Origin of the sequence: Micromonospora sp. Mcm103 (assembly GCF_024519755.1) — a bacterium.
In the GTDB taxonomy this organism is placed as follows: Bacteria; Actinomycetota; Actinomycetes; order Mycobacteriales; family Micromonosporaceae; genus Micromonospora; species Micromonospora aurantiaca.
This window is the reverse complement of record NZ_JALJRJ010000005.1, coordinates 175,720-200,038: the sequence shown is the minus strand read 5'-3', so window position 1 is coordinate 200,038 and position 24,319 is coordinate 175,720. Positions and strand designations below refer to the sequence as shown.

The window sequence follows — 24,319 nt, the reverse complement described above, 5'->3', positions numbered from 1 at the left end:
TGGGACCGTTGTGTCAGCCAGGATCAGCAGGGCATTCGGAAGGAGTCCGACATCACCAGCGAACTCCCGCGTCTCGCGGCGGTGACCCGACCGGTGCGGCCGGCCGGCGCGTCGGGTGCCGTCCGCGTGCCGTCGGCCGGGGCGGGGCTGCACGGTGGCGTACCGCCGGGCGAGCGGCTGCGGGTGCTGCTGGTCGAGGACGACGAAGGCGACGCCTTCCTGGTCGGTGAGCTTCTCGCCGAGACCAACTCGATGATCGACCTGCTGGTCGCCACCAGCCTCAGCGAGGCCCGGCAGCGGGTGATGGGCGTGGACTGCGTCCTGCTCGACCTGGGCCTGCCGGACGCGCAGGGCCTGGACGGGCTGCGCCGGGTGCTGGAGATGGCCAGCGGCGCGGCGGTCTGCGTGCTGACCGGCCGCTCGGACGAGCACCTGGGCATCGTCGCGGTCGCCGAGGGAGCGCAGGACTACCTGGTCAAGGGCCAGGTCGACGGGGTCCTGCTGACCCGGGCGCTGCGGTACGCCGTCGAGCGCAAGCGGGCCGACGAGAACGCCCGCCGGCTGCGTGAGGTGGAGCTGCGCCAGGCCGAGTCCGCCCGCCTGGAACGCGGCCTGCTGCCGCAGCCGCTGATGACCACCGACGAGGTGTCGGTGCACACGTTCTACCGGCCCGGCCGGCACGCCGCGCTGATCGGCGGCGACTTCTACGACGTGGTGCAGACCCGGCCGGACCGGATCGATTTCATCGTCGGCGACGTCTGCGGGCACGGCGTGGACGAGGCCGCGCTCGGCGTCGAACTGCGCGTGGCCTGGCGGGCCCTGGTGCTGGCCGGGGTGCCGGACGACGAGGTGCTGCCCGCGCTGGAGCAGGTCCTGATGAGCGAGCGCCGCCTCCAGGAGATCTTCGCGACGGTGGCCACCACCCGGCTCGACCTGGCGTCGGCACGGGCCACCGTACGGCTCGCCGGTCATCCGCCGCCGCTGCTGCTCAGCGGCGGGAAGGTCGCGCCGGTACCGGCCAAGGGCGGGTTGCTGCTGGGCGTACGCCCGCGCCGCCCGGTCGCCTTCGACCTGGAGTTCGACACCGACGACTGGTCGCTGCTGATGTACACCGACGGCCTGATCGAGGGCCGGGTGGACGGCGGCGACGAACGGCTCGACGTACCGGGTCTGACCGGGCTGCTCGCCGACCCGGCGAACCGGGCGGTGCCGCTGGCCGAGCTGCCCGCCTGGCTGGTCGGGCGGGCCGAGCAGATAAACGGCGGCCCGCTCGCCGACGACGTGGCGATGTTGCTGGTGACCCGCGGTAGTGGTCGTTGAAGGGCTACGGGGAGGAACCTGTGAAGGCGTACCAGCAGGGGTGGACCCTGCGACGGCGGGTGGTCGCGCTCCTCGGCGTGGTGGTGGTGCTGCTGCTCGGGCTGGCCGCCGCGGAGGCGGCGGTCGCGGCGAAGAACCGGCAGAACATCGATGCGGTGCTGCTCAAGACCGGCCCGCTGCGCGTGCAGGCGCAGGAGCTGATGAGCGTGCTGCTCGACCAGGAGACCTCGGTTCGCGGGTACGCGGTGAACGGCGACCGCAGCGACCTGGAGCCCTACCGGGAGGGTGTGCAGCGCGAGCAGAGCCTGGTCACCTCGATCCGGAACCTGTCGGCCGACTACCCGGACGTGCGCCGGTCGCTGGAACTGGTGGAGCAGGAGACCGCGCAGTGGCGGGCCCAGGTGGCCGAGCCGGTGATCACCACAGTCGAACGCGCCGGCCCCGCGGCCGGACAGGCGCTGATCACCGACGCGACGCGGCAGCAGTTCGACGGCATCCGTACGTCGGTGAACACGCTCCAGGAAGAGATCCTCACCGTCCGGCAGGAGACCGCCGAGCGCGTCAACTCGACGAGCAACACGCTGGTCGTGCTGCTGATCATCGCCGCGCTGGTGGTGACGACGGCCGGCGTGGTCATGCTGGTCTCGCTGGACCGGATCCTGATCCGCCCGCTGGCCGACCTGGTCGGCCAGGTGCGCGAGGTGGCCGACGGCGACTACCGGCACCGCATCGAGGGGTCCGGCCCGCCGGAGTTCCGCCGGCTCGCCGACGACATCGACCAGATGCGGATGAAGATCGCCCGCGAGCTGGACGAGGTACGCGAGGCGCGGGAGCGCATCGAGTGGGTGAACGGCCAGTTGCAGAAGCAGGCCGAGGAGCTGACCCGCTCCAACCGTGACCTGGAGCAGTTCGCGTACGTGGCCTCGCACGACCTCCAGGAGCCGCTGCGCAAGGTGGCGAGCTTCTGCCAGCTGCTGCAGCGGCGCTACGCCGGGCAGCTCGACGAGCGGGCCGACCAGTACATCGCGTTCGCGGTGGACGGCGCGCAGCGCATGCAGCGGCTGATCAACGACCTGCTGGCGTTCTCCCGGATCGGCCGGCTGACCACCGGTTTCACCGAGGTCGACCTGAACAAGGTGATGGGCGACGTGGCGGGGCAGACCGAGGCGGCGCTGCAGTACGCCGACGCGGACCTGACCTGGGGCGAGATGCCCACCATCCGCGGCGAGGAACCGCTGCTGACGAACCTGCTGGTCAACCTGGTCAGCAACTCGGTGAAGTTCCGCCGGCCCGACGTGCCGCCGAAGGTGCACGTGTCGGCGCGGCTGGTGGACGGCGAGTGGGAGATCAGCTGCCGGGACAACGGCATCGGGATCGAGCCGGAGTTCGCCGACAAGATCTTCGTGATCTTCCAGCGGCTGCACTCCAAGGACGCGTACCCGGGCACCGGCATCGGACTGGCCATCGTCAAGAAGATCGTGGAATATCACGGCGGCCGGGTCTGGGTGGACACCGACGCCGACGAGGGCACCACCATCCGGTTCACGCTGCCCGCGCTGGAGGCCGACATCGAGGCCGCCAAGGCGGCGGAGGCAGCGGCGGACGAGGACACGACGGACGCCGCGGAGCCGGCCGCCGAGGGCGCCGACGGTGACCCGGCGGACGGCGGGCGGCAGCCGGACGGCGAGGCACGCGAAGAGCCGCCCGCGGAGGCGGACCGACACGGTACAAACGGTGGCATGAAGGAGACGGTGGCATGACCGCGCCCGCGGACGGCAAGAGCCCGATCGAGGTCCTGCTCGTCGAGGACGACCCCGGCGACGTGCTGATGACCCAGGAGGCGTTCGAGGAGCACAAGCTCCGCAACCGCCTCACCGTCGTCTCCGACGGCGCCGAGGCGCTCGCCTACCTGCGCCGCGAGGGCCGGTACGCGGACGCGGTGACGCCCGACCTGATCCTGCTCGACCTGAACCTGCCCCGCCGCGACGGCCGGGAGGTGCTCAAGGAGATCAAGAAGGACGAGGAACTGCGCCGCATCCCGGTCGTGGTGCTCACCACCTCGCAGGCCGACGAGGACATCCTGCGCAGCTACCAGCTGCACGCCAACGCCTACGTGACCAAGCCGGTGGACTTCGAGCGCTTCATCTCGGTGGTCCGCCAGATCGACGAGTTCTTCGTCAGCGTGGTCAAGCTGCCGCCGCGTGGCTGACCCGCTGCTGGACGACGTCGGCGCGCTGCTGAAGGAGGCGGCGGCCAAGGTCGTCGTGCCGTTGTTCCGCCGGCTCGACGCGTCCGACATCTCCGAGAAGGCGCCGGGCGAGGTGGTCACCGTCGCCGACCGCGAGGCCGAGGTGCTCATCTCCGAGGGCCTGCGGCGGCTGCGTCCCGGCTCGGTGGTGGTCGGCGAGGAGGCCGTCGCCGAGGACCCGGACCTGCTGCGGCACCTGCGCGGCAGCGGCGACGTGTGGCTCGTCGACCCGGTCGACGGCACCTCCAACTTCGCCGCCGGTCGCCGGCCGTTCGCGCTGATGGCGGCGTTGCTCACCGACGGCGTACCGGTGGCCTCCTGGGTGTACGACCCGCTCGACGGCACGATGGCGGCGTGCCGGCTCGGTGCCGGCACCGAGCTGGACGGGGCGTCGCTGAGCGCGCCGCCGGCCGAGCCGCGGGTGGGCGCGCTGCGCGGCACCGCGGCGACGAAGTTCCTGCCGCCGGACTTCCGCCGCCGGGTGGAGGAGGGCGGACGCCGCATCGGTGAGCTGCTGCCCGGCCAGCACTGCGCGGGCCGGGAATACCTGGACGTGCTCACCGGCGAGCAGCAGTTCGTGCTGTTCTGGCGCACCCTGCCGTGGGACCACACACCCGGCACGTTGCTGGTGCGCGAGGCCGGTGGCGTGGCCCGCCGGTTCGACGGCGCCGACTACCACCCGGCCGACGACGGCCGGGGACTGCTCGTGGCGTCGAGCCCGGAGATCTGGGACGAGGTGAGCGCCGCCCTGCTGGGCGGTTGAGCGGCGTTGTGCGACGGGCACGGCACGCTGCGTCGATGTCGGACGCCGTACGCCGTCGCCGGCCTGGCGCGTCGCGCGTGGTCCGGTATCGTGACCGGCGGTCTCCGCCAGCAGGCCGCCGTCCGGCGCCGGCGGAGACGCCGCTCGGTGTACGGGGGCCGGCGGTCGACGGAAGGACCAACACGTGCCCAGGACCAGCCCTACCGGCCGGCGCGTCCGGCGGTCGCTGCTCGCCGCGCTCGCCGCGGTGGCCGTGCTGCTCGGCTCCGGCGTGGCCGCCGGCCCGGCCGCCGCCGTACCCAGCCCGAACGCCCCGAACGAGGGCGGCAGCAAGCAGCTGCGGGCGGCGTTGGAGGCGGCGGCGAAGGGCCACATCGAGGCCCAGAACAAGCTGGAGAACTCCAAGCGCCGGCAGAAGGCGCTCGCCGCCCAGCTCAAGGATGTCGAGGTACGCCTCGTCGGGCTCAGCGCGCAGGCCGGTGAGGTCGCCGCGCAGTCGTACCGGATGGGCCGGCTGACCGCGACGTCGATGCTGCTGGCCAGCGCCGACCCGAACGACTTCCTCAAGCGCGCGGCCGAGCTGGACGTGATGGCCCAGCGGGACAGCAAGCGGCTGCGGGAGCTGGCCGACGCGAAGGCGCAGGCGGCCGAGGCGAAGCTCGCCATCGACGCCGAGGTGCGCGAGCAGGCCAAGCAGGTCGCGGTGCAGGCCCGCAAGAAGAAGGACGCCGAGGTGGCGCTGGCGAAGGTCAGCTCCGGCGCCGGGTCCGGTTTCAACGGGACCTCCTCGTCGGCGAAGCCCGCCCCGCGCAGCTCGGACGGCTCGTGGCCGTCGGAGTCCTGCTCGGTGGACGACCCGACGCCCGCGTCCGGCTGCATCACGCCGCGCACGCTGCACATGCTCCAGCAGGCCAAGGCGGCCGGTTACAAGCGCTACGCCTCGTGTCACCGCAGCGGTGGCGGCGGCGAGCATCCCAAGGGCCGGGCCTGCGACTTCTCCGCCGCCAGCGGCGGGTTCGAGGACAAGACCGCCACCGGCGGCGACAAGGCGTACGGCGACAGCCTCGCCGCCTGGGCGAAGAACAACGCGAACCGGCTCGGCATCATGTACGTCATCTGGTATCGGCAAATCTGGATGCCGAACACCGGTTGGCGCGCGTACAGCGGCGGTGGCAGCCCGGCGGCGGACCACACAAACCATGTTCACATCTCGATGTATTGACCCGGCCCGCCGCGAGCGCTGCGTAGCATCGCCACGGTGAGCAGCACATCGTCAGACGTCGTCACGGGACCGGTGGCCGACGCCCCGGTCCCGCCCCGGGCCCTGCCCAACGGGCTCGCCGCGTTCCTCGTCTTCCTCTCCAGCGGTGCCGTGCTGGTGCTGGAGACCGTGTCGCTGCGCCTGGTCGGCCCGTACGTCGGGGTGACCCTCCAGGTGACCAGCTCGGTGATCGGCATGGCGCTGGCCGCCATCGCGTACGGGGCGTGGTTCGGCGGGTGGCTGGCCGACCGGCGTGACCCGCGCACCCTGCTCGCCCCGGCGCTGGTGCTGGCCGGCATCGCCACCGCGGTCACGCTGCCGATCGTCAGGTACGCCGGTGAGGCGCTGCGCGGCGGCGCGGCGAGCGCGGTGCTCCTGCTGACCGCGCTGACCGTGCTGCTGCCGGCCGCGCTGCTGGCCGGGATCACCCCGCTCGTGGTGAAGCTCCAGCTCGCCGACCTGCGCCGGACCGGGCAGGTGGTGGGCAAGCTGTCCGGCATCGGCACGCTCGGCGGCATCACCGCCACGCTCGGCACCGGCTTCGTGCTGGTGGCGGCGCTGTCCAGCACCGTCATCGTGTTGGGGCTGGCCGCCGTGCTCGGCGTGACCGGGCTGGCGCTCGGCTTCTGGCTGCGCCGGCAGGCCGGCCCGAGCGGGCTGTCCGCGCCGGGCCGGGTCAAGGCCGCGCTGGCGCTGCTCGGTCTGGCCGCCGCCGGGCTCACCGCGGCGGCGCCGAACCCGTGCGACGTGGAGACCGCGTACCACTGCGCCCGGGTCGAGGTGGACCCGTCGTGGCCGCAGGGACGCACGCTCTACCTCAACTCGGCCGAGCACTCGTACGTCGACCTGGGCGAACCGACCCACCTGAAGTACGCGTACACGCAGTGGATCGGCCTGGTCGCGGACGTGGCGCGGCCGGCGAAGCAGCCGATGGACGCGCTGCACCTGGGCGGCGGCGGTTTCACCGTGCCGCACTACCTGGCCGCGACCCGGCCCGGCACCGACAACCTGGTGTTCGAGCTGGACGGCGGCCTGGTCGAGCTGGACCGGCGGGAGCTGGGCCTGCGTACCGGATCGGGGATGCGCGCCGAGGTGGGGGACGCGCGGGTGCTGCTGCGCGGCGAGCCGGCCGACAGCCGCGACTTCATCGTCGGCGACGCGTTCGGCCACCTGGTGGTGCCGTGGCACCTGGCGACCCGGGAGATGGCCGCCGACATCCGGCGGGTGCTGCGCCCGGACGGGATCTACGTGCAGAACGTCATCGACTACCCGCCGGGCCGGTTCATCCGGGCTGAACTGGCCACCGTGAAGGCCGAGTTCGCGCACGTCGCGCTGATCGCCCCGCCCGGCGCGATCGACGGGAAGCAGGGCGCCAACTTCGTGATCGTCGCCTCGGACGCGCCGCTGCCGCTCGCCGCGATCCCGCCCGGCCTGAAGCTGCTGCCGGAGCCGGCCTCGCTGATGGACGAGGCGGCGGTCACCGCATGGGTGGGCGACGCGATGGTGCTCACCGATGACTACGCGCCGGTGGACCAACTGCTCGCGACCGCCTGAACGGGTGACTTTCCTGACCGATTCCGACCGCTGAGGTGTACCGGGGCCCACTTCGGGCAACAGGACCGACCATGGGTGGACCGGTCAGGAACGGCGTGCAACTGCTCGGCGAGCGATATCGACTCGTCGAGCAGTTGGGTGCGGGCGGCATGTCGGTCGTCTGGCGCGGCTACGACGAGGTGCTGGGCCGCCAGGTGGCGGTCAAGGTGCTGGCCTCGCGGCTGGCCAGCGACAAGGCGTTCCGGCACCGGATCCGGGTGGAGGCGCAGGCCGCCGCGCGGCTGTGCCACCCCAACATCACCAACGTGTACGACTACGGCGAGTCCGTGCAGGTCGGCCTGACCGTGCCGTACGTGGTCATGGAGCTGGTCGACGGCGGTCCGCTCAGCGGGCGGCTCGGCCGCGACGGGCAGCTTCCCTGGCGGGAGGCCATGACCATCGGCGCGGAGGTCGCCTCGGCGCTGGCCGCCGCGCACGCCCGAGGCGTGGTGCACCGGGACGTCACCCCGGGCAACGTGATGCTGACCCCGACCGGGGTGAAGGTCGTCGACTTCGGCATCTCGGCGCTGGTGGGGGAGAGCGACAAGGGGCCGGACGGCGCGCTGCTCGGCACGCCGGCCTACCTCGCGCCGGAGCGGCTGGACAACGGCCACGTCTCGCCCGCCACCGACGTGTACGCGGTCGGGCTGCTGCTCTACCGGATGCTCACCGGCCGCCTGCCGTGGCAGGCCAGCACCACCACCGAGATGCTGCGCGCCCACATGTACCGCGACCCGGACCCGATGCCCGCGGTGCCGGGGCTGCCCGAACCGGTCGCCGCGCTGGTACAGCGGTGCCTGGCGAAGCGCCCCGAGGACCGCCCGGCGACCGCCGAGGTGGCCCGTACGCTCGCCGAGGCCGCGGGTATCGCGGCGATCGTGCCGGTGTCGCCCGCGTTCGGCCGGATGGACCCGGCGCTCGCCGAGAACGCCGGTACCACGATCCTGCCGTGGTCGGCGGAGACGGACGCGCTGCCGTTCTCGGTGGTGCGGACCCGCACGAGGCGGGCGGTGGCGCGGCGGCGCAAGGTGGAGGCGGGCGTGGCCGCCGTCGGCCTGGTCGCGGTGACCGCCACCCTGTGGGGGCTGACGTCGCGGAGCCCGGCCAGCGGCGGGGTGGAGCCGACCGAGGCGCGGATGAGCATGCCCGAGCCGATCCCCTGCGCCGTCGACTACTCGCTGCGCCGCGACACCGGCAAGGACTTCTCCGCCGAGCTGACGCTCACCAACACCAGCGACCGGGAACTGCGCGGCTGGACCATGAACTTCACGTTCCCCGGCAAGCAGACGGTGACCACGGCCCAGCCGACGGCACGTCAGGTGGGGCGTACCGTCTCGATCGCCGCACCGGCGACGGACCCGGCGCTGGCGCCCGGCGCGTCGACGAAGCTGACGCTGGCCGGCCGCTACACCGGGAGCAACACGCTGCCTGTGGAGTTCACGCTCGGCGGCAGCACCTGCGGCGTGCAGGTCTCCGGCATCGCCGGTTCGGCGCCGACCACCGCGCCGCCGGTGAAGACGCCGGTCAAGCCGGCCACCAAGACCACCACCAAGAGCGGGCCGGCGAAGGCCAAACCGGCGCCGGCGAAACCGAAGCCCAAGGCCGCGCCGAAGTCCAAGGGCAAGGAGAACGGCAAGGGAAAAGCAAAGTAGACCGGCCGAAGGGGGGTGGGCACGGCAAGGGCAAGGGTCCGAAGAAGGGCTGACACGTAAGACCTGTCGTCACGTCGGTGCCGTCGTCACGTCAGCGCGGAGAAGCGCTGCACCTGGGTGATGCCGCCCTCCACGATGAGCACGCTGTCCGCCTCCAGCACGGTGTCCGGCCCGGCGTACCGGAACGGTTCCCCGGCCTGCTTCTCACCCACCACCATCACGCCGTACCGGTCCTGCGGTGCGATGTCACGCAGCGACCGCCCGACCAGCGGCGCCGGCACCTTGATCTTGGCGATGGCGAAGTCGTCGTCGAACTCGATGAAGTCGAGCATCCGGCTGACGATCAGATGCGCCACCCGCTCGCCGGTCTCCGCCTCCGGGAAGACCACGTGGTGCGCGCCGACCGAGTGCAGGATCTTCGCGTGCTTCTCCGAGGTGGCCCGCGCCCAGATCTGCTCGATCCCCAGCTCGGCCAGCGCCAGCACGGTGAGCACGCTCGCCTCCAGCGACGCCCCGATCGCGACCACGACCCGGCGGAAGTCCGCCAGCCCGAGCTGGCGCAGCACCACCTCCTCGGTGCTGTCCGCCTGCACCACCCGGTCGAGGTCGGCCGACCAGTGCTGGACCCGGGCCGGGTCACGGTCGACCGCCAGCACCTCGTGACCGAGCCGGGACAGGGAGCCCGCCAGGCGCGCGCCGAACCGGCCCAGGCCGATCACCGCGATGCCGGTCTCCTCCGGATGTCTAGCCAACAATGGGTTGCTCCTCCGGGTAGCGGTACAGCCGTCGACGGGTGTTCAACGCGATGGCCGAGCCCAAGGTGAGCGGCCCGACCCGGCCGATGTACATGAGCGCGGTCAGCACGTACTGGCCCGGCGGCGAGAGCTGCCCGGACACCCCGACGGTCAGGCCGGTGGTGCTGAACGCGGAGGTCACCTCGAACAACGCGGCCGAGAACGACACGTGCGAGGTCAACCCGATCAGGCCGACCGTCCCGCCCGCCACCAGCGCCACGCTCAGCAGCGCCACGGTCAGCGCCTGCCGCTGGCTGGCCGCCGCCACCCGGCGGCGCCCGACAGTGGTGTCCAGCTCGCCGCGCAGCTCGGCCCAGATGGCGAAGCCGAGCAGGAAGAACGTAGAGACCTTGATGCCGCCGGCGGTGCTGGCGCTGCCGCCGCCGATGAACATCAGGCCGATCAGCATGGGGTAGCTCTCGTCGGTGAGCTGCCCGACGTTCATGACGTCGAACCCGCCGGTACGGCTCAACGCGATCTGGGTGAACGACGCCAGCAGCTTGCTCCGCACGTCGTAGGTGCCGATCGTGAACGGGTTGGCCCACTCGGCCATCAGCAGGTAGGCGACGCCGAAGACGATCAGCACCACGCTGCCCCACACGGTCAGCTTCGTGGCGACCGCCCAGCGCTCCGGCTGCCGCCACTCGCGTACCGCCTCGAACAGCGCCGGGAAACCCAGCCCGCCGATGATCGCGCCGATGCTGAGCGGCAGCGCCACCCAGCCGTCGCGGGAAAACGCGATCAGGCCGTCGGAGTAGAGCGCGAACCCGCCGTTGTTGAACGCCTGCACCGAGTGGAACACCGCCGACCAGAGCGCCCGGCCCGGCCGGTAGTCGTACGCCAGGAACAGGCGCGCGGCGATCACCGCGGTCATCAGGGCCTCGGTGACGAAGACCGTGGCCGCGATGCGCAACAGCAGCCGGCGTACGTCGCCGAGGCCGAACTCGGCGGTCTCCGCCTGCACGAGCAGCCGGTTACGCAGGCCGAGCTGGCGGGAGACGGCCAGGATCACCAGCGACGCCCCGGTCAGGATGCCCAGACCGCCGAGCTGCGTCAGCACGGTGATCATCACGAGCCCGAAGCCGTTCCAGTAGTTCGGGGTGTCGGTCACCGCCATCCCGGTCACCGACACCGCCGACGTGGACGTGAACAGCGCGGTGACGAACGGGGTGTACCGCTGCTCGCTGGTGGCCCAGGGCAGCATCAGCAGACCGGTGCCGGCCAGGATCACCGCCAGGAACCCCAACGGCACCAGCCGTACGGGCTTCCGGAGCAGGCGGCGCATCCCGTCATCTTCCGTCCGGAGATTCACCGGCAGGTCAGGAACCGACCAACTGGTGGTCAACCACGCCCGGTCTGCTGTGCGTACCCATCGACGACAGGAGACGGCGTTGCGACGTACCCTTTCCGCCCTCGGCGTGACCGGCGCGCTGCTCGCGGCGGCCGCAGTGGTGGTGCCGGCCGTGGCCGCCCAGGCCGGCCCGGACCACCGCGCCGCCGAGCAGGCCCGCCCGGCCCACCGGCCGATCGTGATCGGCCACCGCGGCGCGAGCGGCTACCGCCCCGAGCACACCCTGGAGGCCTACCGGCTCGCCATCCGCCAGGGCGCCGACTTCATCGAGCCGGACCTGGTCGCGACCAGGGACGGCGTCCTGGTCGCGCGGCACGAGAACGAGATCTCCGGTACGACGGACGTGGCCGCCCACCCCGAGTTCGCCGCCCGCAAGGCGACGAAGACCATCGACGGGGTGAGGGTCACCGGCTGGTTCACCGAGGACTTCACGCTGGCCGAGCTGAAGACGCTGCGGGCCAAGGAGCGGCTGCCGCAGGTGCGGGTCGCGAACACCGCGTTCGACGGCAGATTCGAGATCCCGACGTTCCAGGAGGTCATCGACCTGGCGCGGGCCGAGTCGAAGGCCCGTGGCCGGACCATCGGCGTGTACCCGGAGACCAAGCACCCGACCTACTTCGCGTCGATCGGCCGCCCGCTGGAGGAGCCCCTCGTGGCGGTGCTGCGCCGCAACCGGCTCACCCACCGGAACGACCCGGTGTTCGTGCAGAGCTTCGAGACCGCCAACCTGCGCAAGCTCGACAAGATGATCGACGTACGGCTGGTGCAGCTCATGGATGCCGGTGGCGCGCCCTACGACTTCGTCGCGGGTGGCGACAAGCGGACCTACGCGGACCTGGCCACCCCTGCGGGACTGGCCGGGATCTCCCGGTACGCCGACGGTGTGGGCCTGAACAAGAACCTGATCGTGCCCCGGGACCCGGCCGGACGACTGCTCGCGCCGACAGCGGTGATCCGGGACGCGCACCGGCAGAAGCTGGTGGTGCACGCGTGGACGTTCCGGGCCGAGAACCAGTTCCTGCCGGTGGACTTCCGCATCGGCACCGACCCGAACGCGCGTGGTGACATCACGTCCGAGTACGAGCTGTTCTTCGACCTGGGCCTGGACGGCGTGTTCAGCGACCACCCGGACACGGCGGTGGCCGCCCGAGCCGGCCGCTGACCCTGCTCCCCTGTGACGGGTGCCCGCCGCAAGCGGCGGGCACCCCGTTCGCGTTTTTTCCCCGCCCCGTTGCGCCCGGCCGCTCCCTAGATCTTGGTACGAAACGGCCCCTCCGAGGGCCATTCCGTACCAAGATCGGTGGGGTGGGGTGGGGCGGGGCTCGGCGCGGGGCGGGCGCCACTTCGGGGAAGTGGCTGCTTCCGGGCGGGATGATGCCGCCACCTCGGCGTAGTGGAGTTGATCAGGCCGGTGGTTCGGCTACGTAGGTGCCTCGGCCGGGCTGGCCGGTGATCAGCTCGCGATCGTGCAGCAGCGACATCGCACGGTAGGCCGTGTTCATGTGGACGCCGTAGGTCTCGGCCAGCTCGCGGGTTGAGGGCAGCCTGTCGCCCGGCTTCAGTTCGCCACTCTTGATCTTTGCGGCGATGTCGTTGGCGATACGGCGGAACGGTGCTTCTGCTGTGGGCATGGTGGGGACTCCGGTTGGTTCGGCGAATCCGATCCTGCCCTACCTGCACAAGTAACTGCAACAAGTTGCCCGGCACGTCGAGAGTGGAGGCTCGCGCATAACCAGATACTGGTGTAGGTTGAGTCGCGTCCGGCTCCGGTTGGTTCGGCAAACCTCGGGAGTCGGACCCGGATTGGGCTCCGGGGTCGTACCGCCGAACGGGCTGCGGTCTCGGGGTCGGCGGCCCGCCCGCGTCCCCTGTCTGCGGGCGGGTCGCCTCCACGGCTCGGTGAGGAGGATCGGCGTGCGTAACGTGCTCAACCTGTTCCAGCCAACCCGGCGACGTGGCAAGGGAGGGCCGCCCAACCAGGGCTGGTACCGCTCGGACTCGTGCCGGCCGCTGAGCGTCGGGCAGATCCGCGAGCGGCGGTTCCGCACCGTGCGGCACGGGCTCGACCCGGCGGAGGTGCACGCCTTCCTCTACCGGGTGGCCGGTGACCTGGCGCTGGCCCGGCGCGACGCGTCCCGGTACGCCGAGGAGAACACGCGCATCAAGGCGGCGCTCAAGAGCTGGCAGTCCCGGTTCACCCCGGGCGCGCAGCGGTGAGCCGGGAGCGGTTCGTCGTACACCTGCCGGTGCTCGCGGCCGACCTCGACGGCGCGCGGGGGTTCGCGCGTGCCATCTGCCGGGCCCTTGGGTTCCTGGCCGACGTGGAGCGCGCCGGGACCACCGTGTCGCGGGAGGACGAGCAGTCCGTACGCCACTGGGTCTGGTGCGACCGGCCGCGCGACGGTGGCCGGCGGTGCGCACGGGCGGCCGACCACGACGGGGACTGCGGCGGGCGGTGACCGGCGCGCGATGGCGTGGGCCGACATTCCCGGCGGGGCGTGCGTGGTGGGTGCGGCCATCCCGGGTCGGTGCGGTTACGTGGCGATGTCCGGCGTTGTAACGTGCGGCCACCCCGTCACGGGGACTTGTGTGCGCCGACCACATAGCCCGTGGGTGACGTCACTTCTAGCGTGAGCCGACAACTGACATTCCCCCTGTCCTCACCTGGAGTCGCAATGACGATCCGGCACACGCGACGGGTGTTCCTTACCGCCGCCACCTCGGTGGCGGTCGCTCTGGCCGCCACGGCCTGTGGCAGCCCGCAGGACACCGCATCCGGCGGCGGCGACGCCGCCCCGGTCAAGGTCGGTCTGGTCTACTCCCAGTCCGGGCCGCTCGCCAGCTACGGCAAGCAGTACATCGAGGGTTTCAAGGCGGGCCTCGACTTCGCCACCAAGGGCACCGGCAAGGTCGGAGACCGCACGATCGAGGTGACCGAGGCCGACGACGCGGGTGACCCGGCCAAGGCCGTGTCCGCCGCGAAGGACCTGATCGGCAAGGGTACGAAGATCATCGCCGGGTCCACCTCCTCCGGGGTGGCGCTCCAGGTCGCGCCGATCGCCGCGCAGAACAAGGTGCTGTTCATCTCCGGTCCGGCCGCCACCGACGCGGTGACCGGCGCGAACAAGTACACGTTCCGGTCCGGCCGGCAGTCCTGGCAGGACGTGGTGACCGCCCGGTCGTTCATCGGTGACGCGGGTGGCAAGAAGGTCGTCGTGTTCGCGCAGGACGGCGCGTTCGGCGACGCCAACGAGGCCGCCGTCAAGGCCGTCATCGGCGGCGCGGGCGCGAACGTCAGCAGCGTCCGGGCCCCGGCCAGCGCCACCGAGTTCACGCCGTTCGCCAGCCAGATCAAGGCCGCCAAGCCGGACCTGCTCTTCGTCGCCTGGGCGGGCACCACCGCCGGCGCCATGTGGCAGACGCTCGACCAGCAGGGCGTCCTCGCCTCCACCACTGTCGTCACCGGCCTGGACATCCGCGCCTCGTGGCCGACGTTCGGCGCGGCCGGCAGCAAGATCTCGTTCCTGTCGCACTACTTCGACGGCGCCAGCGACACCGAGGCCGCCAAGGCCGCGAAGGCGAAGGTGCCGGGCGGCACGCTCGACCTGTTCCACCCGGACGGGTTCGCCGCCGCGCAGATGGTCGTCCGCGCGGTGCAGGAGGGCGGCGACGACGTGGAGAAGATGGTCAAGGCGCTGGAGGGCTGGGAGTTCGAGGGCGTCAAGGGCACCATGAAGATCCGCGCCGAGGACCACGCCCTGCTCCAGCCGATGTACCAGGCCAAGCTCTCCGGCAGCGGCACCACCTTCACGGCGACCGCGCAGAAGTCGCTCACCGGTGACGAGAGCGCGCCGCCGGTCGCGCAGATGAAGGGCTGACCCGTGCTCGCCACCCGCGGTCTGACCTGGCGGATCGGTGAGGTCGCCATCGTCGACTCCGTCTACCTCGATCTGGCGCCGGGGGAGTTCCTCGGCGTGATCGGGCCCAACGGCGCCGGCAAGACCTCCCTGTTCAACCTGATCACCGGCCTGCGCCGGCCCACCGAGGGCACGGTCCTGCTGGACGGCGCGGACATCACCGCGCTTCCGCCGCACCGGCGTGCCCGGCTCGGACTGGGGCGTACCTTCCAGGCGTCCTCGGTCTTCGGCTCGCTGAGCGTGCGGGAGAACGTCCGGCTCGCCGTACAGGCACACCGGGGTGGCTCGATGAAGCTGTGGCGGCGGGCGGCGGCCGACCGGGAGGTGGCCGCCGCCGCCGACGCGGCGCTCGACCGGGTCGGCCTGCACCACAGGGGTACGGCGCTCGCCGGCACCCTGGCCCACGGCGAGAAGCGCAAGCTGGAGATCGCGCTGCTGCTCGCCGGTGAACCCCGGGTGATGCTGCTCGACGAGCCGATGGCCGGGGTGAGCGCCGAGGACGTACCCGAGCTGGTCAGCGTGATCAAGTCGTTGACCGGGGACAGCGGCCGGGCGGTGCTCATGGTGGAACACCACATGGACGTGATCCTGGAGCTGGCCGACCGGATCGCCGTGATGCACCACGGCGCACTGCTGGCGTGCGACACCCCGGACACGGTGATGGCGAACGCCACCGTGCAGGAGGCGTACCTGGGGGAGGCCCTCTGATGACCGAACCTGTCCTGTCCGTGGCGGACCTGTCCGTGCGGATCGCCGGGCTGCACATCCTCCAGGGGGTGTCGTTCGAGGTCGCCCCGACCGGCGTCACGGTGCTGCTCGGGCGCAACGGCGTCGGCAAGACCACCACGCTGCGCGCGATCGTCGGGCTGACGCCGCGCGGCGGCGAGGTGCGCGGCAGCGTACGCATGGGGGCGCGCAGCCTGCTCGCCCGCCCCACCCACCGCCTGGTCCGCGACGGCCTCGGCTACGTGCCGGAGGACCGCTGCGTCTTCGCCGCGCTCACCGTCGCGGAGAACCTGCGGCTTGCCGAACGGCGGGGCGTCACGCCCGCGTACGACAAGGTCTTCGCGCTCTTCCCGGAGCTGGAGCGGCGCGGACGGCAACGGGCCGGCTCGCTGTCCGGCGGGCAGCAGCAGATGCTCGCGATCGGCCGGGTGCTGCTCAACGACAACCGGCTGCTGCTGGTCGACGAGCCGACGAAGGGGCTGGCACCGAAGGTGGTGACCGAGGTGGCCGAGGTGCTGGAACGGGTGGCGGAATCCGTGCCGGTGCTGCTGGTGGAGCAGAACCTGGCGGTGGTACGGCGGCTGGCGACCGACGCGGTGGTGCTCTCCGCAGGCAAGGTCGCCTGGACCGGCGACGCCCAGGAGCTGCTGCTGGAGACGGCGCTGACCAAGTCGCTGCTCGGTGTGGGTTCGGCGGAGGTGCACTCATGAACACAGTGGTCCTGCTGACGCTGACCGGGCTGGGCCTGGCGGCGCTGTACTTCCTCGTGGCCTCCGGCCTGTCCCTCGTGTTCGGCCTCGCCGACGTGCTCAACTTCGCGCACGGGCTGTTCCTCGGCGTGGGCGCGTACGCGACGTGGTGGGCGGCGGGCAACCTGCCCGGTGCCGGCCCGGACGGGTTCGGCTTCGTGCTGGCAGTCGTCTTCGGCGTGCTGGCCGGTTCGCTCGTCGCGGTGCTGGTGGAGCTGGTGCTGATCCGGCCGCTCTACTCCCGCACCATCGAGCAGGTGCTGGTCACCGTCGGCCTGTCGCTCGCCGGGGTGGCGCTGCTCCAGGCCACCTGGGGCGCCGACCCGCGGCCGTTCCCGCGTCCGGACTGGAGCCGGGGCGTGACATCGGTGCTCGGCGCGCAGGTGCCGAACGCCGGGCTGCTGCTGATCGTCGCCGCCGCTGTGGTGCTCGGCGCGCTGCTGGCATTCCTGCGCTGGACCCGGTACGGCCTGATCATCCGGGCCGGCGTGGAGAACCGGGAGATGGTGACAGCGCTCGGCATCGACGTGCGCAAGGCGTTCACGCTGGTCTTCGCGATCGGCGGGGCCGCCGCCGCGCTGGCCGGTGCGCTCGGCGGCGTCTACTTCGGCACCGTCTCGCCGGGGCAGGGCGGCTCGCTGCTGATCTTCGCGTTCATCGTGGTGGTGATCGGCGGGATGGGCTCGGTGGTCGGGTCCGCGTACGCGGCGGTCGCGGTGGGGCTGCTGCAACAGTTCGTCAACTACTACGGCACGTCCGGGCTGGGCGACCTGTGCGTGGTCGGCCTGCTCGCCGTGGTGCTGCTGCTGCGTCCGCAGGGCCTGGCCGGAAAGGTGGCTCACGCATGACCAACTCGGTGGTCGACGCGCCTCCGGCGCAGGTGCCCGACGAATTGACCCCCGGGCGTTCCCGCTGGCACGGACTGCGCCCGTACCTGCCGTTGGTGGCCCTGGTGGTGGCGGCCGTGCTGCCGTACTCGACGCTGCACCTGCCCGGGATCTTCGAGGGGCCGCTGAACTCGCCCGGCACGCTGCAACTGCTCGCCATCTGCCTGGTGTTCGGCGGGCTCGCGGCCGGATACGACCTGCTGTTCGGCCGTACCGGGATGCTCTCCTTCGGCCACGCCCTCTACTTCGCCGCCGGGGTCTACGGCACCGACATCCTGGTCACCAAGGCCGGGCTGCCGCTGTGGCAGGCCGCCGTGCTCACGGTGATCGGCGGGACCACGCTCGCCGCGCTGCTCGGCGCGGTGGCCCTGCGTACCGTGGGTATCGCGTTCGCCATGGTGACGCTGGCGTTCGCGCAGGTCGGGGCGATCCTGGTGGCCCGCGACTTCGGCGGCCTCACCGGTGGCGAGGAGGGGTTGCCGCTGGATGTCTCGGGGCTGCCGGCGGCGCTGGTGGGCGTCACCAACACGGTGAACCTGTACTGGCTGGCGCTGGCGTACCTGGCCATGGTGGTCCTCGTGGTGCACCGGGTCAGCGCCTCGCCGACCGGGCGGGTGCTCGCCGGGCTGCGCGACGACGAGCGGCGCATCGGGGTGCTCGGGCTCGACCCGTACCGGTTCAAGCTCGTGGCGTTCACGCTGGCCGGCGGTCTCGCGTCGGCCGGCGGGGTGGTCTACGTACTGATCGTCGGCGGCGCCAGCCCGCACATCACCTCGTCGGAGCTGACGCTGTCGCTGCTGGTCATGGTGGTGCTCGGCGGTCCCGGTACGCGGTGGGGGCCGGTGCTGGGCGGCGTCCTCTACATGTACCTGGACCACCGGCTCACCGCGTTCGGCAGCAGCGATGCGGTGAACAGCCTGCCCGCGTTCCTCAGCCACCCGCTGAGCCAGCCCCTGTTCGTGCTGGGCACGGTGTTCATCCTGGCCGTCTACTTCTTCCCCGGCGGCCTGGCCAGCCTCCGCTCCCGCCTGACCCCCGTCCTGACGGCCCTCCGCCGCCCTCGCTGACCCGCTCCCCACGCCCCGGCGATCATGAAGTTAACGGCACGACACGCCGTGTCCGACCGCGCTAACTTCATGATCGACCGGGGCAAGGTCCTGGCAGGGCCGGGCAGGACGCGCGGAAGGGGAGAGGTCATGGGGGAGCAGGAGCGGCGGCTGGCTGTGGTCAGTGGGGGTGGGACCGGGATCGGGGCTGCCGTGGCACGGGGGCTCGTGGGCGACGGGTTCGACGTTGTCGTGGTGGGGCGGCGAGGGGACGTGCTCGACGCCGCCGCGCGGCGGATCGGTGACGAGAGCGGACGGGACGGGGCGGTCACCGCTGTCGTCGCCGACCTGACCGATCCGGGGCAGGCCGGCGCGGTGGTGGACGCGGTCGGGGAACGGGCCGTGGACGCCGTCGTCAACAACGCCGGCGGTTACCTCGGCGGGTCGACCGACTCGCTCGGCGGGGTGGCGGACTGGTGGCGGGCCAACCTGGACGCCAACGTGCTCACCGCCGTCCTGCTCACCGAGGCGCTCCTGCCCGCCCTGCGCCGCCCCGGCGGCCGGGTGGTCCTGCTCAGCTCGATCGCCGCACAGCGCGGCGGCGCCGGGCCGTACTCGGCCGCGAAGGCCGCGCTGCACGGCTGGGCGTACGACCTCGCGGCCCAGCTCGGCCCGGAACAGATCACCGTGAACGTGGTCAGCCCCGGCTACGTGGCCGAGACCGAGTTCTTCGGCGACCGGATGACGCCGGAGGGGCACGCCAAGCGGGTCGCCGCCACGCTCGTCGGCCGGGCCGGTGTGCCGGACGACATCGCGGCGGCGGTGCGCTACCTGGTCGGCCCGTCCGCCGGGTACGTCACCGGGCAGGTGCTCGGCGTCAACGGCGGCTCGGTGCTCGGCCGCTGACACGCGCGAGGGGCGGCGGCCCCCCGTGTGGCCACCGCCCCTCGCGCTCACGTCGTGGTCAGCCGTTGAGCATCTCGTACGCCGACGCCGGCGCCTTCTGCACCTGCGAGCCCGTCGGCGCGCTGATCTTCGGCGCCTTGCCGAAGTCGTAGTACTTGGCGACCAGCTTCATCGCCTTCTGCTTGCCCGCGGCCGGCAGCTCCAGGGTCAGCGAGGTGAGGTTGCCGTCCGGCCCGACCACGGCGGTGAACGGCACCTTCTTCGCCGCGTCACCGAGCGCGGTCACGTCCACCGTGGTGAAGCTCTCGCGGATGTCGGCGTTCGCGGTCAGGTCGGCGAACCCGCCGTACGTGCCGTCGCCCCGGTCCTCGACCGTCTCCGCGGTCCGGATGACGGCGGCCGTGTTGGCCGGGTCGGCGTTCTGGTAGACCGGCACGTCGGAGGCGTCGTCGAGCTTGGTGCGGTCCAGGAGCATCCAGCGCTTGGGCAGCTTCATCATGTCCTGCAGGCCGGCCATGCCGGTGATCTTGACCCGCATCCAGATGTCCTCCTCGATCACGCGGAAGGTCATCCCCATGGTGAACTCGGGGTCCTGGCTCTTCTCCGACATGGACAACTCGAGGCCGTGCGTCGCCGGGTCGACCACCCCGTCGAACTTGTCCGCGCCCTCGATGGTGGAGAACCGGAAAGCCGGGTCCTTCTCGTCCGGCACGGCGGCCAGCAGCGCGGCCTTCGGGTCGGCCGACGGGCTCGGCGCCGGTCCGGCGCTCTCGGTGGCGTCCCCGGTCCCGCACCCGGCGGACAGGACGGTGGTGGCCAGCACGGCCGTCGCGAGAGCCGCCATCCGCCGGAGGCTGCCGGCGGAACCGATTCGCTGCGTCATGGTGTTCGACTCACTTTCCCAGGTGATTGTTGCCGGGTAAGTATCGTCAGACGTCACGGCGGCCTCGCTGCCGATATGCTGCCGTCCGACTGCCGTCGGCCACCGTGGGCGACGGCAGCCGACACGGGGGCGGAAACTCGCATGTCAGAGGCGCTGCGCTTCGAACTCCTCGGCCCGCAGCGGGCCTGGTACGCCGACCGTCAGATCGATCTGGGCCCGGCGAAGCAGCGGGCGGTGCTGGCCGTGCTGCTGCTCGCCGCCGGCCGGCCCGTACCGAGCGGGCAGATCGTCGAGGCGGTCTGGCCGGACGAGGCACCGGTGAACGGCCTCAACGTGGTGCAGAAGCACGTGGCCGGTCTGCGCCGGGTGCTGGAACCGGACCGGTCGCCGCGTACGCCGGCCCGGGTGCTCACCCTCACCGACGCCGGCTACCTGTTGCAGGTGCCGCCCGAGGCGGTGGACGCGGTGCGCTTCGAGCGCGGCGTGCGGCGTGCGCGGTCGGCGCAGGTGGCCGGGCGTACGGAGGAGGCGCTCGCCGAGGTGAGCGCCGCGCTGGACCTGTGGCAGGGGGAGCCGTTCACCGGGTTCGCCGGGCCGTACTTCGACGCGGCCCGGCACCGGCTGGTGGAGATGCGCGCGGTCGCCCTGGAGACGCGTGTCGACCTGGAGCTGGCCGACGGGCGGCACGGCGAGCTGGTCGGCCGGCTGGTCGAGCTGGTCGCCGAGTTCCCGGTCCGGGAGCGGCTGCGCCACCAGCTCATGCTGGCGCTGCACCGCAGCGGACGGCAGGCCGAGGCGCTGGCCGCCTACCGCGACTACGCCGGGCTGCTCCGCGACGAGTACGGCATCGAGCCGGGCGAGCCGCTCCAGGATCTGCACCGGCGCATCCTGCGCGCCGACCCGGACCTCCTGGCTCAGGCGCCGCGTCGTCCGGCCGGACCCGGCGAGAGGTGGGCGGGCGGCCCGGAGCCGTCTCCGGCCCCCGCCGTGGCGCCGGCCCGGCCGCTGCCCACCGGCCCGGCCGAGAGCCCGCCCCAGCCCACCGCGTCGGCCCAGCCCACCGCGCCGGCCCAGCCCACGGTCTCGGCTCAGCTCACCGTTCCGGTGCAGTTCACCGTCTCGGCGCAGCCGGGTGGTCCGTTTCCGCCGCCACCGCCCGGTGAGTCGCCGACCGGCCTGCCGCCCTGGGTCTCGCCCCCTGTCGCGCCGCTTATCGGCCCCGTGCCGCCGTCCCGGCGTCCATCCGGTGTGCCCGGCTGGTTGAGCGTCGTCGCGACTGTGGGGGGCGCGCTCGTCGCCCTGTTCTCGTTCGGCATGCTCACGTGGCTGGTGGTGCTGCTCTACGGGGTCTGGCGCCGGGGCTGGGGCAGCGTCGCCGCCGCGATCTACTACCTGGCCGTGGCCGTGACGTTCGTGGTGGTCCTGGGCAGCAGCGAGACCGAGGAGGTCAGCGGACCCGAGGCCACCCTGATAGTGATCTGGCTGACCACCTGGGCGGCGGGCGTCCCGCACGTGGTGCTGCTCAACGGCCGGCTGCTCACCTGGTTGCGCGGCCTCTGGCGTGGGCGGCCCTACGCCGACCGCAACCGGCTGCGCCGGGAGTACGCCCGTTACCTGCTCTACCAGTACCCGTCGGCCCGGGACGACCTGCGCATCGGGCGCCCCGACCTGCCCCGCGCGTACGACGACGGCGGACTGGTGGACGTCAACTCGGTGCCCGACCAGGTGATCGCCGGGCTGCCGGGACTGACCCGGTCGCAGGCGCAGCACGTGGTGGTCGACCGGCGGATGCGTGGCCCGTACACGTCGATGGAGGAGCTGGCCGCACGGTGCCTGCTGCCGGCGGCGGCGACGGACTCGCTGCGCGAGCTGCTGATCTTCCTGCCACCCGCACCGACGCCCACGCCGACGCCCGTACCGGCGCCCACGTCGCCGTCCGGCCCGCCGGAGTCGTCCGCCCTCCCTGGTAGAAATGCCGGATGAGCCAGGATCGGATGGCCGTACGGGAGCGCGCCGAGGCGGTGCTGCGGCGGCTGGCGGGTGACCACGCCCGGCTGCGCGAGGACCAGTGGCGGGCCATCGAGGCGCTGGTGGTCGACCGGCGGCGGGTGCTCTGCGTGCAGCGCACCGGCTGGGGCAAGTCGGCCGTCTACTTCGTGGCGACCGCGCTGCTGCGTGAGGGGAACCAGCACGGGCCGACGGTGATCGTCTCGCCGCTGCTGGCGCTGATGCGCAACCAGGTCGAGTCCGCTGCCCGGGCCGGCATCCGGGCCCGGACCATCAACTCGGCGAACCTGGACGAATGGGACGAGATCACCGCCGAGATCCACGCCGGTGCCGTCGACGTGCTGCTGATCAGCCCGGAGCGCCTGAACAACCCGGACTTCCGTGACGGCGTACTGCCGAAGCTCGCCGCCACCACCGGGCTGCTCGTGGTCGACGAGGCGCACTGCGTCTCCGACTGGGGGCACGACTTCCGCCCCGACTACCGGCGGCTGCGCACGTTCCTGGCCAACCTGCCCGAACGCACGCCGGTGCTCGCCACCACCGCCACCGCCAACGCCCGCGTCACGCAGGACGTGGCCGAGCAGCTCGGCGACGCCCTGGTGCTGCGCGGCACGCTCGACCGGGAGTCGCTGCGCCTCGGCGTACTCGATCTGCCGAGCCCGGCCCACCGCCTGGCCTGGCTGGCCGACCACCTGGACCGGCTCCCCGGCTCGGGGATCGTCTACACGCTCACCGTCGCGGCGGCCACCGAGACGGCCGACTTCCTGCGCGGCCGGGGCTGGTCGGTCGCCTCCTACACCGGGCAGGCCGAGGACGCCGACCGGCGGGCCGCCGAGCAGGACCTGCTGGACAACAAGATCAAGGCGCTGGTCGCCACCAGCGCGCTCGGCATGGGCTTCGACAAGCCCGACCTGGGCTTCGTCGTGCACCTGGGCGCGCCGCCCTCGCCGATCGCCTACTACCAGCAGGTCGGCCGCGCCGGCCGGGCCGTCGAGCACGCCGAGGTGCTGCTGCTGCCGGGCGTGGAGGACGCGGCGATCTGGCGATACTTCGCCTCGCTCGCCTTCCCGCCCGAGGAGCAGGTCCGGGCCGTGCTCGCCGCGCTGGACACCGAGCGGCCGGTCTCCACCCAGGCCCTCGAACCGGTGGTCGACCTGCGCCGGGCCCGGCTGGAGCTGATGCTCAAGGTGCTCGACGTGGACGGCGCGGTCCGCCGGGTGCGCGGTGGCTGGCTCGCCACCGGCGAGCCCTGGGTCTACGACGAGGCCCGGTTGCGGCGCGTCGCCGACGCGCGCGCCGCCGAGCAGCGGGCCATGCGGGAGTACGCCTCGACGTCCGGCTGCCGGATGCGCTACCTGCGGGAAGGGCTGGACGACACCGGGGCGCAGGACTGCGGGCGGTGCGACAACTGCGCCGGCCCGCTGTTCGACGCCACCGTCTCCGACCAGGCGCTGACCGCGGCGCAGACGTTCCTCGGGCGCCCCGGCGTGCCGATCCCGCCCAAGAAGCTCTGGCCCACCGGGTTGGAGGCGGTCGGCGTACCCCTGAAGGGCCGAATCCCCCCGGCGGAGCAGGCGCTGCCCGGCCGGGCCGTGGGGCGCCTGTCCGACCTGGGCTGGGGCGGGCGGCTGCGCGGGCTGGTCGGGCCGGAGGCGCCGGACGGCCCGGTGCCCGACGACGTGGTGGCCGCCGTGGTCGAGGTGCTGAAGGCGTGGGCGCACGGCGACGACCCGTGGCCCCGGCGGCCGGTGGGCGTGGTCGCGGTCGGCTCCCGGACGCGACCGGTGCTTGTCGGCTCGCTGGCCGAGCGGATCGCCGCCGTGGGCCGGCTGCCGCTGCTCGGCCACGTCGTCCCGGCCGGGCCTGGCGGCGGCGGGCCGCGCGGCAACAGCGCCCAGCGGGTACGCGCGCTGCACGACGCCTTCCACCTGCCCGACGAGCTGGCCGGCGCGCTGGCCGGGCTGGACGGGCCGGTGCTGCTGGTGGACGACCTGGTCGACTCGGGCTGGACGATGGGCATGGCGGCGCGGCTGCTGCGCCGGGCCGGCGCGCCGGACGTGCTGCCGCTGGCGCTCGCGGTGGCCGGCTGACCGGTCCGGCCGCGGGTGGGTTCCCGGCGGTGCGTGGCGGGTTCCCGGCCGGCGCGGAAAGTTCCCTGGCCGGCCGGAATGCGAGCGTCACCACCGTCGGCGGACCGTCGTCGGGCCCGCACCCGG

At 72.6% G+C, this 24,319-nt stretch carries 22 protein-coding genes; 18 read left to right on the top strand and 4 right to left on the bottom strand.

The genetic code is table 11. The features are described from left to right. The first annotated feature begins 81 nt into the window (after window positions 1–81). From OC439_RS10000 to OC439_RS09970, 7 genes are all read left to right on the top strand, one after another. Window positions 82–1,320, top strand: coding sequence for a PP2C family protein-serine/threonine phosphatase (locus tag OC439_RS10000; RefSeq protein ID WP_262013147.1), 1,239 nt, complete (start codon window positions 82–84; stop codon window positions 1,318–1,320). A 20-nt stretch (window positions 1,321–1,340) separates the two neighbouring features. Then, window positions 1,341–3,080 carry a sensor histidine kinase gene (locus OC439_RS09995; RefSeq protein WP_262013146.1) on the top strand — a complete coding sequence of 580 codons (1,740 nt, stop codon included), beginning with the start codon at window positions 1,341–1,343 and terminating at the stop codon, window positions 3,078–3,080. Beyond that, a complete protein-coding gene (locus tag OC439_RS09990) occupies window positions 3,077–3,529 on the top strand; it encodes a response regulator (protein WP_194801487.1) in 453 nt (150 codons plus the stop codon). The genes OC439_RS09995 and OC439_RS09990 overlap by 4 nt, the downstream gene beginning before the upstream one ends. Beyond that, complete coding sequence (locus OC439_RS09985) at window positions 3,522–4,331, top strand: inositol monophosphatase family protein (protein ID WP_194801486.1); 810 nt, start codon at window positions 3,522–3,524, stop codon at window positions 4,329–4,331. The genes OC439_RS09990 and OC439_RS09985 overlap by 8 nt, the downstream gene beginning before the upstream one ends. A gap of 184 nt (window positions 4,332–4,515) precedes the next feature. Next, entirely contained in the window at window positions 4,516–5,553 is a 1,038-nt protein-coding gene (locus OC439_RS09980) for a coiled-coil domain-containing protein (protein ID WP_262013145.1), read from the top strand. A gap of 36 nt (window positions 5,554–5,589) precedes the next feature. Then, window positions 5,590–7,146 carry a fused MFS/spermidine synthase gene (locus OC439_RS09975; protein ID WP_262013144.1) on the top strand — a complete coding sequence of 519 codons (1,557 nt, stop codon included), beginning with the start codon at window positions 5,590–5,592 and terminating at the stop codon, window positions 7,144–7,146. Between the two features lie 71 nt (window positions 7,147–7,217). Then, window positions 7,218–8,837 (top strand): serine/threonine-protein kinase, encoded by a 1,620-nt coding sequence (locus tag OC439_RS09970; protein ID WP_262013143.1) that lies wholly within the window; start codon window positions 7,218–7,220, stop codon window positions 8,835–8,837. A gap of 86 nt (window positions 8,838–8,923) precedes the next feature. On the opposite strand, the gene OC439_RS09965 is transcribed toward OC439_RS09970, so the two are convergent. Beyond that, complete coding sequence (locus OC439_RS09965; protein WP_262013142.1) at window positions 8,924–9,592, bottom strand: potassium channel family protein; 669 nt, start codon at window positions 9,590–9,592, stop codon at window positions 8,924–8,926. Next, window positions 9,582–10,916, bottom strand: a complete 1,335-nt coding sequence (locus OC439_RS09960; RefSeq protein ID WP_262013141.1) for a TrkH family potassium uptake protein — start codon at window positions 10,914–10,916, stop codon at window positions 9,582–9,584. Before OC439_RS09960 ends, OC439_RS09965 begins: the two co-directional genes overlap by 11 nt. A gap of 106 nt (window positions 10,917–11,022) precedes the next feature. On the opposite strand from OC439_RS09960, the gene OC439_RS09955 reads away from it, so the two are divergent. Further along, window positions 11,023–12,144 (top strand): glycerophosphodiester phosphodiesterase, encoded by a 1,122-nt coding sequence (locus OC439_RS09955; protein ID WP_262013140.1) that lies wholly within the window; start codon window positions 11,023–11,025, stop codon window positions 12,142–12,144. A gap of 241 nt (window positions 12,145–12,385) precedes the next feature. On the opposite strand, the gene OC439_RS09950 is transcribed toward OC439_RS09955, so the two are convergent. After that, complete coding sequence (locus OC439_RS09950) at window positions 12,386–12,613, bottom strand: GntR family transcriptional regulator (protein WP_073829006.1); 228 nt, start codon at window positions 12,611–12,613, stop codon at window positions 12,386–12,388. 283 nt (window positions 12,614–12,896) lie between these two features. On the opposite strand from OC439_RS09950, the gene OC439_RS09945 reads away from it, so the two are divergent. From OC439_RS09945 to OC439_RS09910, 8 genes are all read left to right on the top strand, one after another. Further along, on the top strand, window positions 12,897–13,199 hold the full coding sequence (locus tag OC439_RS09945) for a DivIVA domain-containing protein (protein WP_262013139.1): 303 nt from the start codon (window positions 12,897–12,899) through the stop codon (window positions 13,197–13,199). After that, complete coding sequence (locus tag OC439_RS09940; RefSeq protein ID WP_047894639.1) at window positions 13,196–13,441, top strand: hypothetical protein; 246 nt, start codon at window positions 13,196–13,198, stop codon at window positions 13,439–13,441. Before OC439_RS09945 ends, OC439_RS09940 begins: the two co-directional genes overlap by 4 nt. 216 nt (window positions 13,442–13,657) lie before the next feature. Next, window positions 13,658–14,860 (top strand): substrate-binding domain-containing protein, encoded by a 1,203-nt coding sequence (locus tag OC439_RS09935; protein WP_262013138.1) that lies wholly within the window; start codon window positions 13,658–13,660, stop codon window positions 14,858–14,860. A 3-nt stretch (window positions 14,861–14,863) separates the two neighbouring features. Further along, the gene (locus OC439_RS09930) at window positions 14,864–15,607 is read left to right on the top strand and encodes an ABC transporter ATP-binding protein (protein ID WP_013288706.1); all 744 of its coding nucleotides are present in this window, start codon (window positions 14,864–14,866) and stop codon (window positions 15,605–15,607) included. Further along, window positions 15,607–16,335 carry an ABC transporter ATP-binding protein gene (locus tag OC439_RS09925; protein WP_120573026.1) on the top strand — a complete coding sequence of 243 codons (729 nt, stop codon included), beginning with the start codon at window positions 15,607–15,609 and terminating at the stop codon, window positions 16,333–16,335. The genes OC439_RS09930 and OC439_RS09925 overlap by 1 nt, the downstream gene beginning before the upstream one ends. Beyond that, window positions 16,332–17,222 carry a branched-chain amino acid ABC transporter permease gene (locus OC439_RS09920; RefSeq protein ID WP_013288704.1) on the top strand — a complete coding sequence of 297 codons (891 nt, stop codon included), beginning with the start codon at window positions 16,332–16,334 and terminating at the stop codon, window positions 17,220–17,222. Before OC439_RS09925 ends, OC439_RS09920 begins: the two co-directional genes overlap by 4 nt. Beyond that, the gene (locus OC439_RS09915) at window positions 17,219–18,328 is read left to right on the top strand and encodes a branched-chain amino acid ABC transporter permease (protein ID WP_262013137.1); all 1,110 of its coding nucleotides are present in this window, start codon (window positions 17,219–17,221) and stop codon (window positions 18,326–18,328) included. Before OC439_RS09920 ends, OC439_RS09915 begins: the two co-directional genes overlap by 4 nt. A 129-nt stretch (window positions 18,329–18,457) precedes the next feature. Then, window positions 18,458–19,213, top strand: a complete 756-nt coding sequence (locus OC439_RS09910) for an SDR family NAD(P)-dependent oxidoreductase (RefSeq protein ID WP_262013136.1) — start codon at window positions 18,458–18,460, stop codon at window positions 19,211–19,213. A gap of 58 nt (window positions 19,214–19,271) precedes the next feature. On the opposite strand, the gene OC439_RS09905 is transcribed toward OC439_RS09910, so the two are convergent. Beyond that, window positions 19,272–20,057: a hypothetical protein gene (locus OC439_RS09905; RefSeq protein ID WP_262013135.1), complete on the bottom strand. Its 786-nt coding sequence runs from the start codon at window positions 20,055–20,057 to the stop codon at window positions 19,272–19,274. Between the two features lie 180 nt (window positions 20,058–20,237). On the opposite strand from OC439_RS09905, the gene OC439_RS09900 reads away from it, so the two are divergent. Then, on the top strand, window positions 20,238–22,079 hold the full coding sequence (locus tag OC439_RS09900; protein WP_262013134.1) for a BTAD domain-containing putative transcriptional regulator: 1,842 nt from the start codon (window positions 20,238–20,240) through the stop codon (window positions 22,077–22,079). Further along, the gene (locus tag OC439_RS09895) at window positions 22,076–24,193 is read left to right on the top strand and encodes a RecQ family ATP-dependent DNA helicase (RefSeq protein ID WP_262013133.1); all 2,118 of its coding nucleotides are present in this window, start codon (window positions 22,076–22,078) and stop codon (window positions 24,191–24,193) included. Before OC439_RS09900 ends, OC439_RS09895 begins: the two co-directional genes overlap by 4 nt. Window positions 24,194–24,319: the final 126 nt, after the last annotated feature.

Coding starts and splice junctions, on each gene's coding strand:
- OC439_RS09990 (WP_194801487.1), top strand. CDS start 3,077: ATGACCGCGCCCGCGGACGGCAAGAGCCCGATCGAGGTCCTGCTCGTC.
- OC439_RS09935 (WP_262013138.1), top strand. CDS start 13,658: ATGACGATCCGGCACACGCGACGGGTGTTCCTTACCGCCGCCACCTCG.
- OC439_RS09925 (WP_120573026.1), top strand. CDS start 15,607: ATGACCGAACCTGTCCTGTCCGTGGCGGACCTGTCCGTGCGGATCGCC.
- OC439_RS09915 (WP_262013137.1), top strand. CDS start 17,219: ATGACCAACTCGGTGGTCGACGCGCCTCCGGCGCAGGTGCCCGACGAA.
- OC439_RS09960 (WP_262013141.1), bottom strand. CDS start 10,916: ATGCGCCGCCTGCTCCGGAAGCCCGTACGGCTGGTGCCGTTGGGGTTC.
- OC439_RS09920 (WP_013288704.1), top strand. CDS start 16,332: ATGAACACAGTGGTCCTGCTGACGCTGACCGGGCTGGGCCTGGCGGCG.
- OC439_RS09910 (WP_262013136.1), top strand. CDS start 18,458: ATGGGGGAGCAGGAGCGGCGGCTGGCTGTGGTCAGTGGGGGTGGGACC.
- OC439_RS09950 (WP_073829006.1), bottom strand. CDS start 12,613: ATGCCCACAGCAGAAGCACCGTTCCGCCGTATCGCCAACGACATCGCC.
- OC439_RS09900 (WP_262013134.1), top strand. CDS start 20,238: ATGTCAGAGGCGCTGCGCTTCGAACTCCTCGGCCCGCAGCGGGCCTGG.
- OC439_RS09895 (WP_262013133.1), top strand. CDS start 22,076: ATGAGCCAGGATCGGATGGCCGTACGGGAGCGCGCCGAGGCGGTGCTG.
- OC439_RS09905 (WP_262013135.1), bottom strand. CDS start 20,057: ATGGCGGCTCTCGCGACGGCCGTGCTGGCCACCACCGTCCTGTCCGCC.
- OC439_RS09970 (WP_262013143.1), top strand. CDS start 7,218: ATGGGTGGACCGGTCAGGAACGGCGTGCAACTGCTCGGCGAGCGATAT.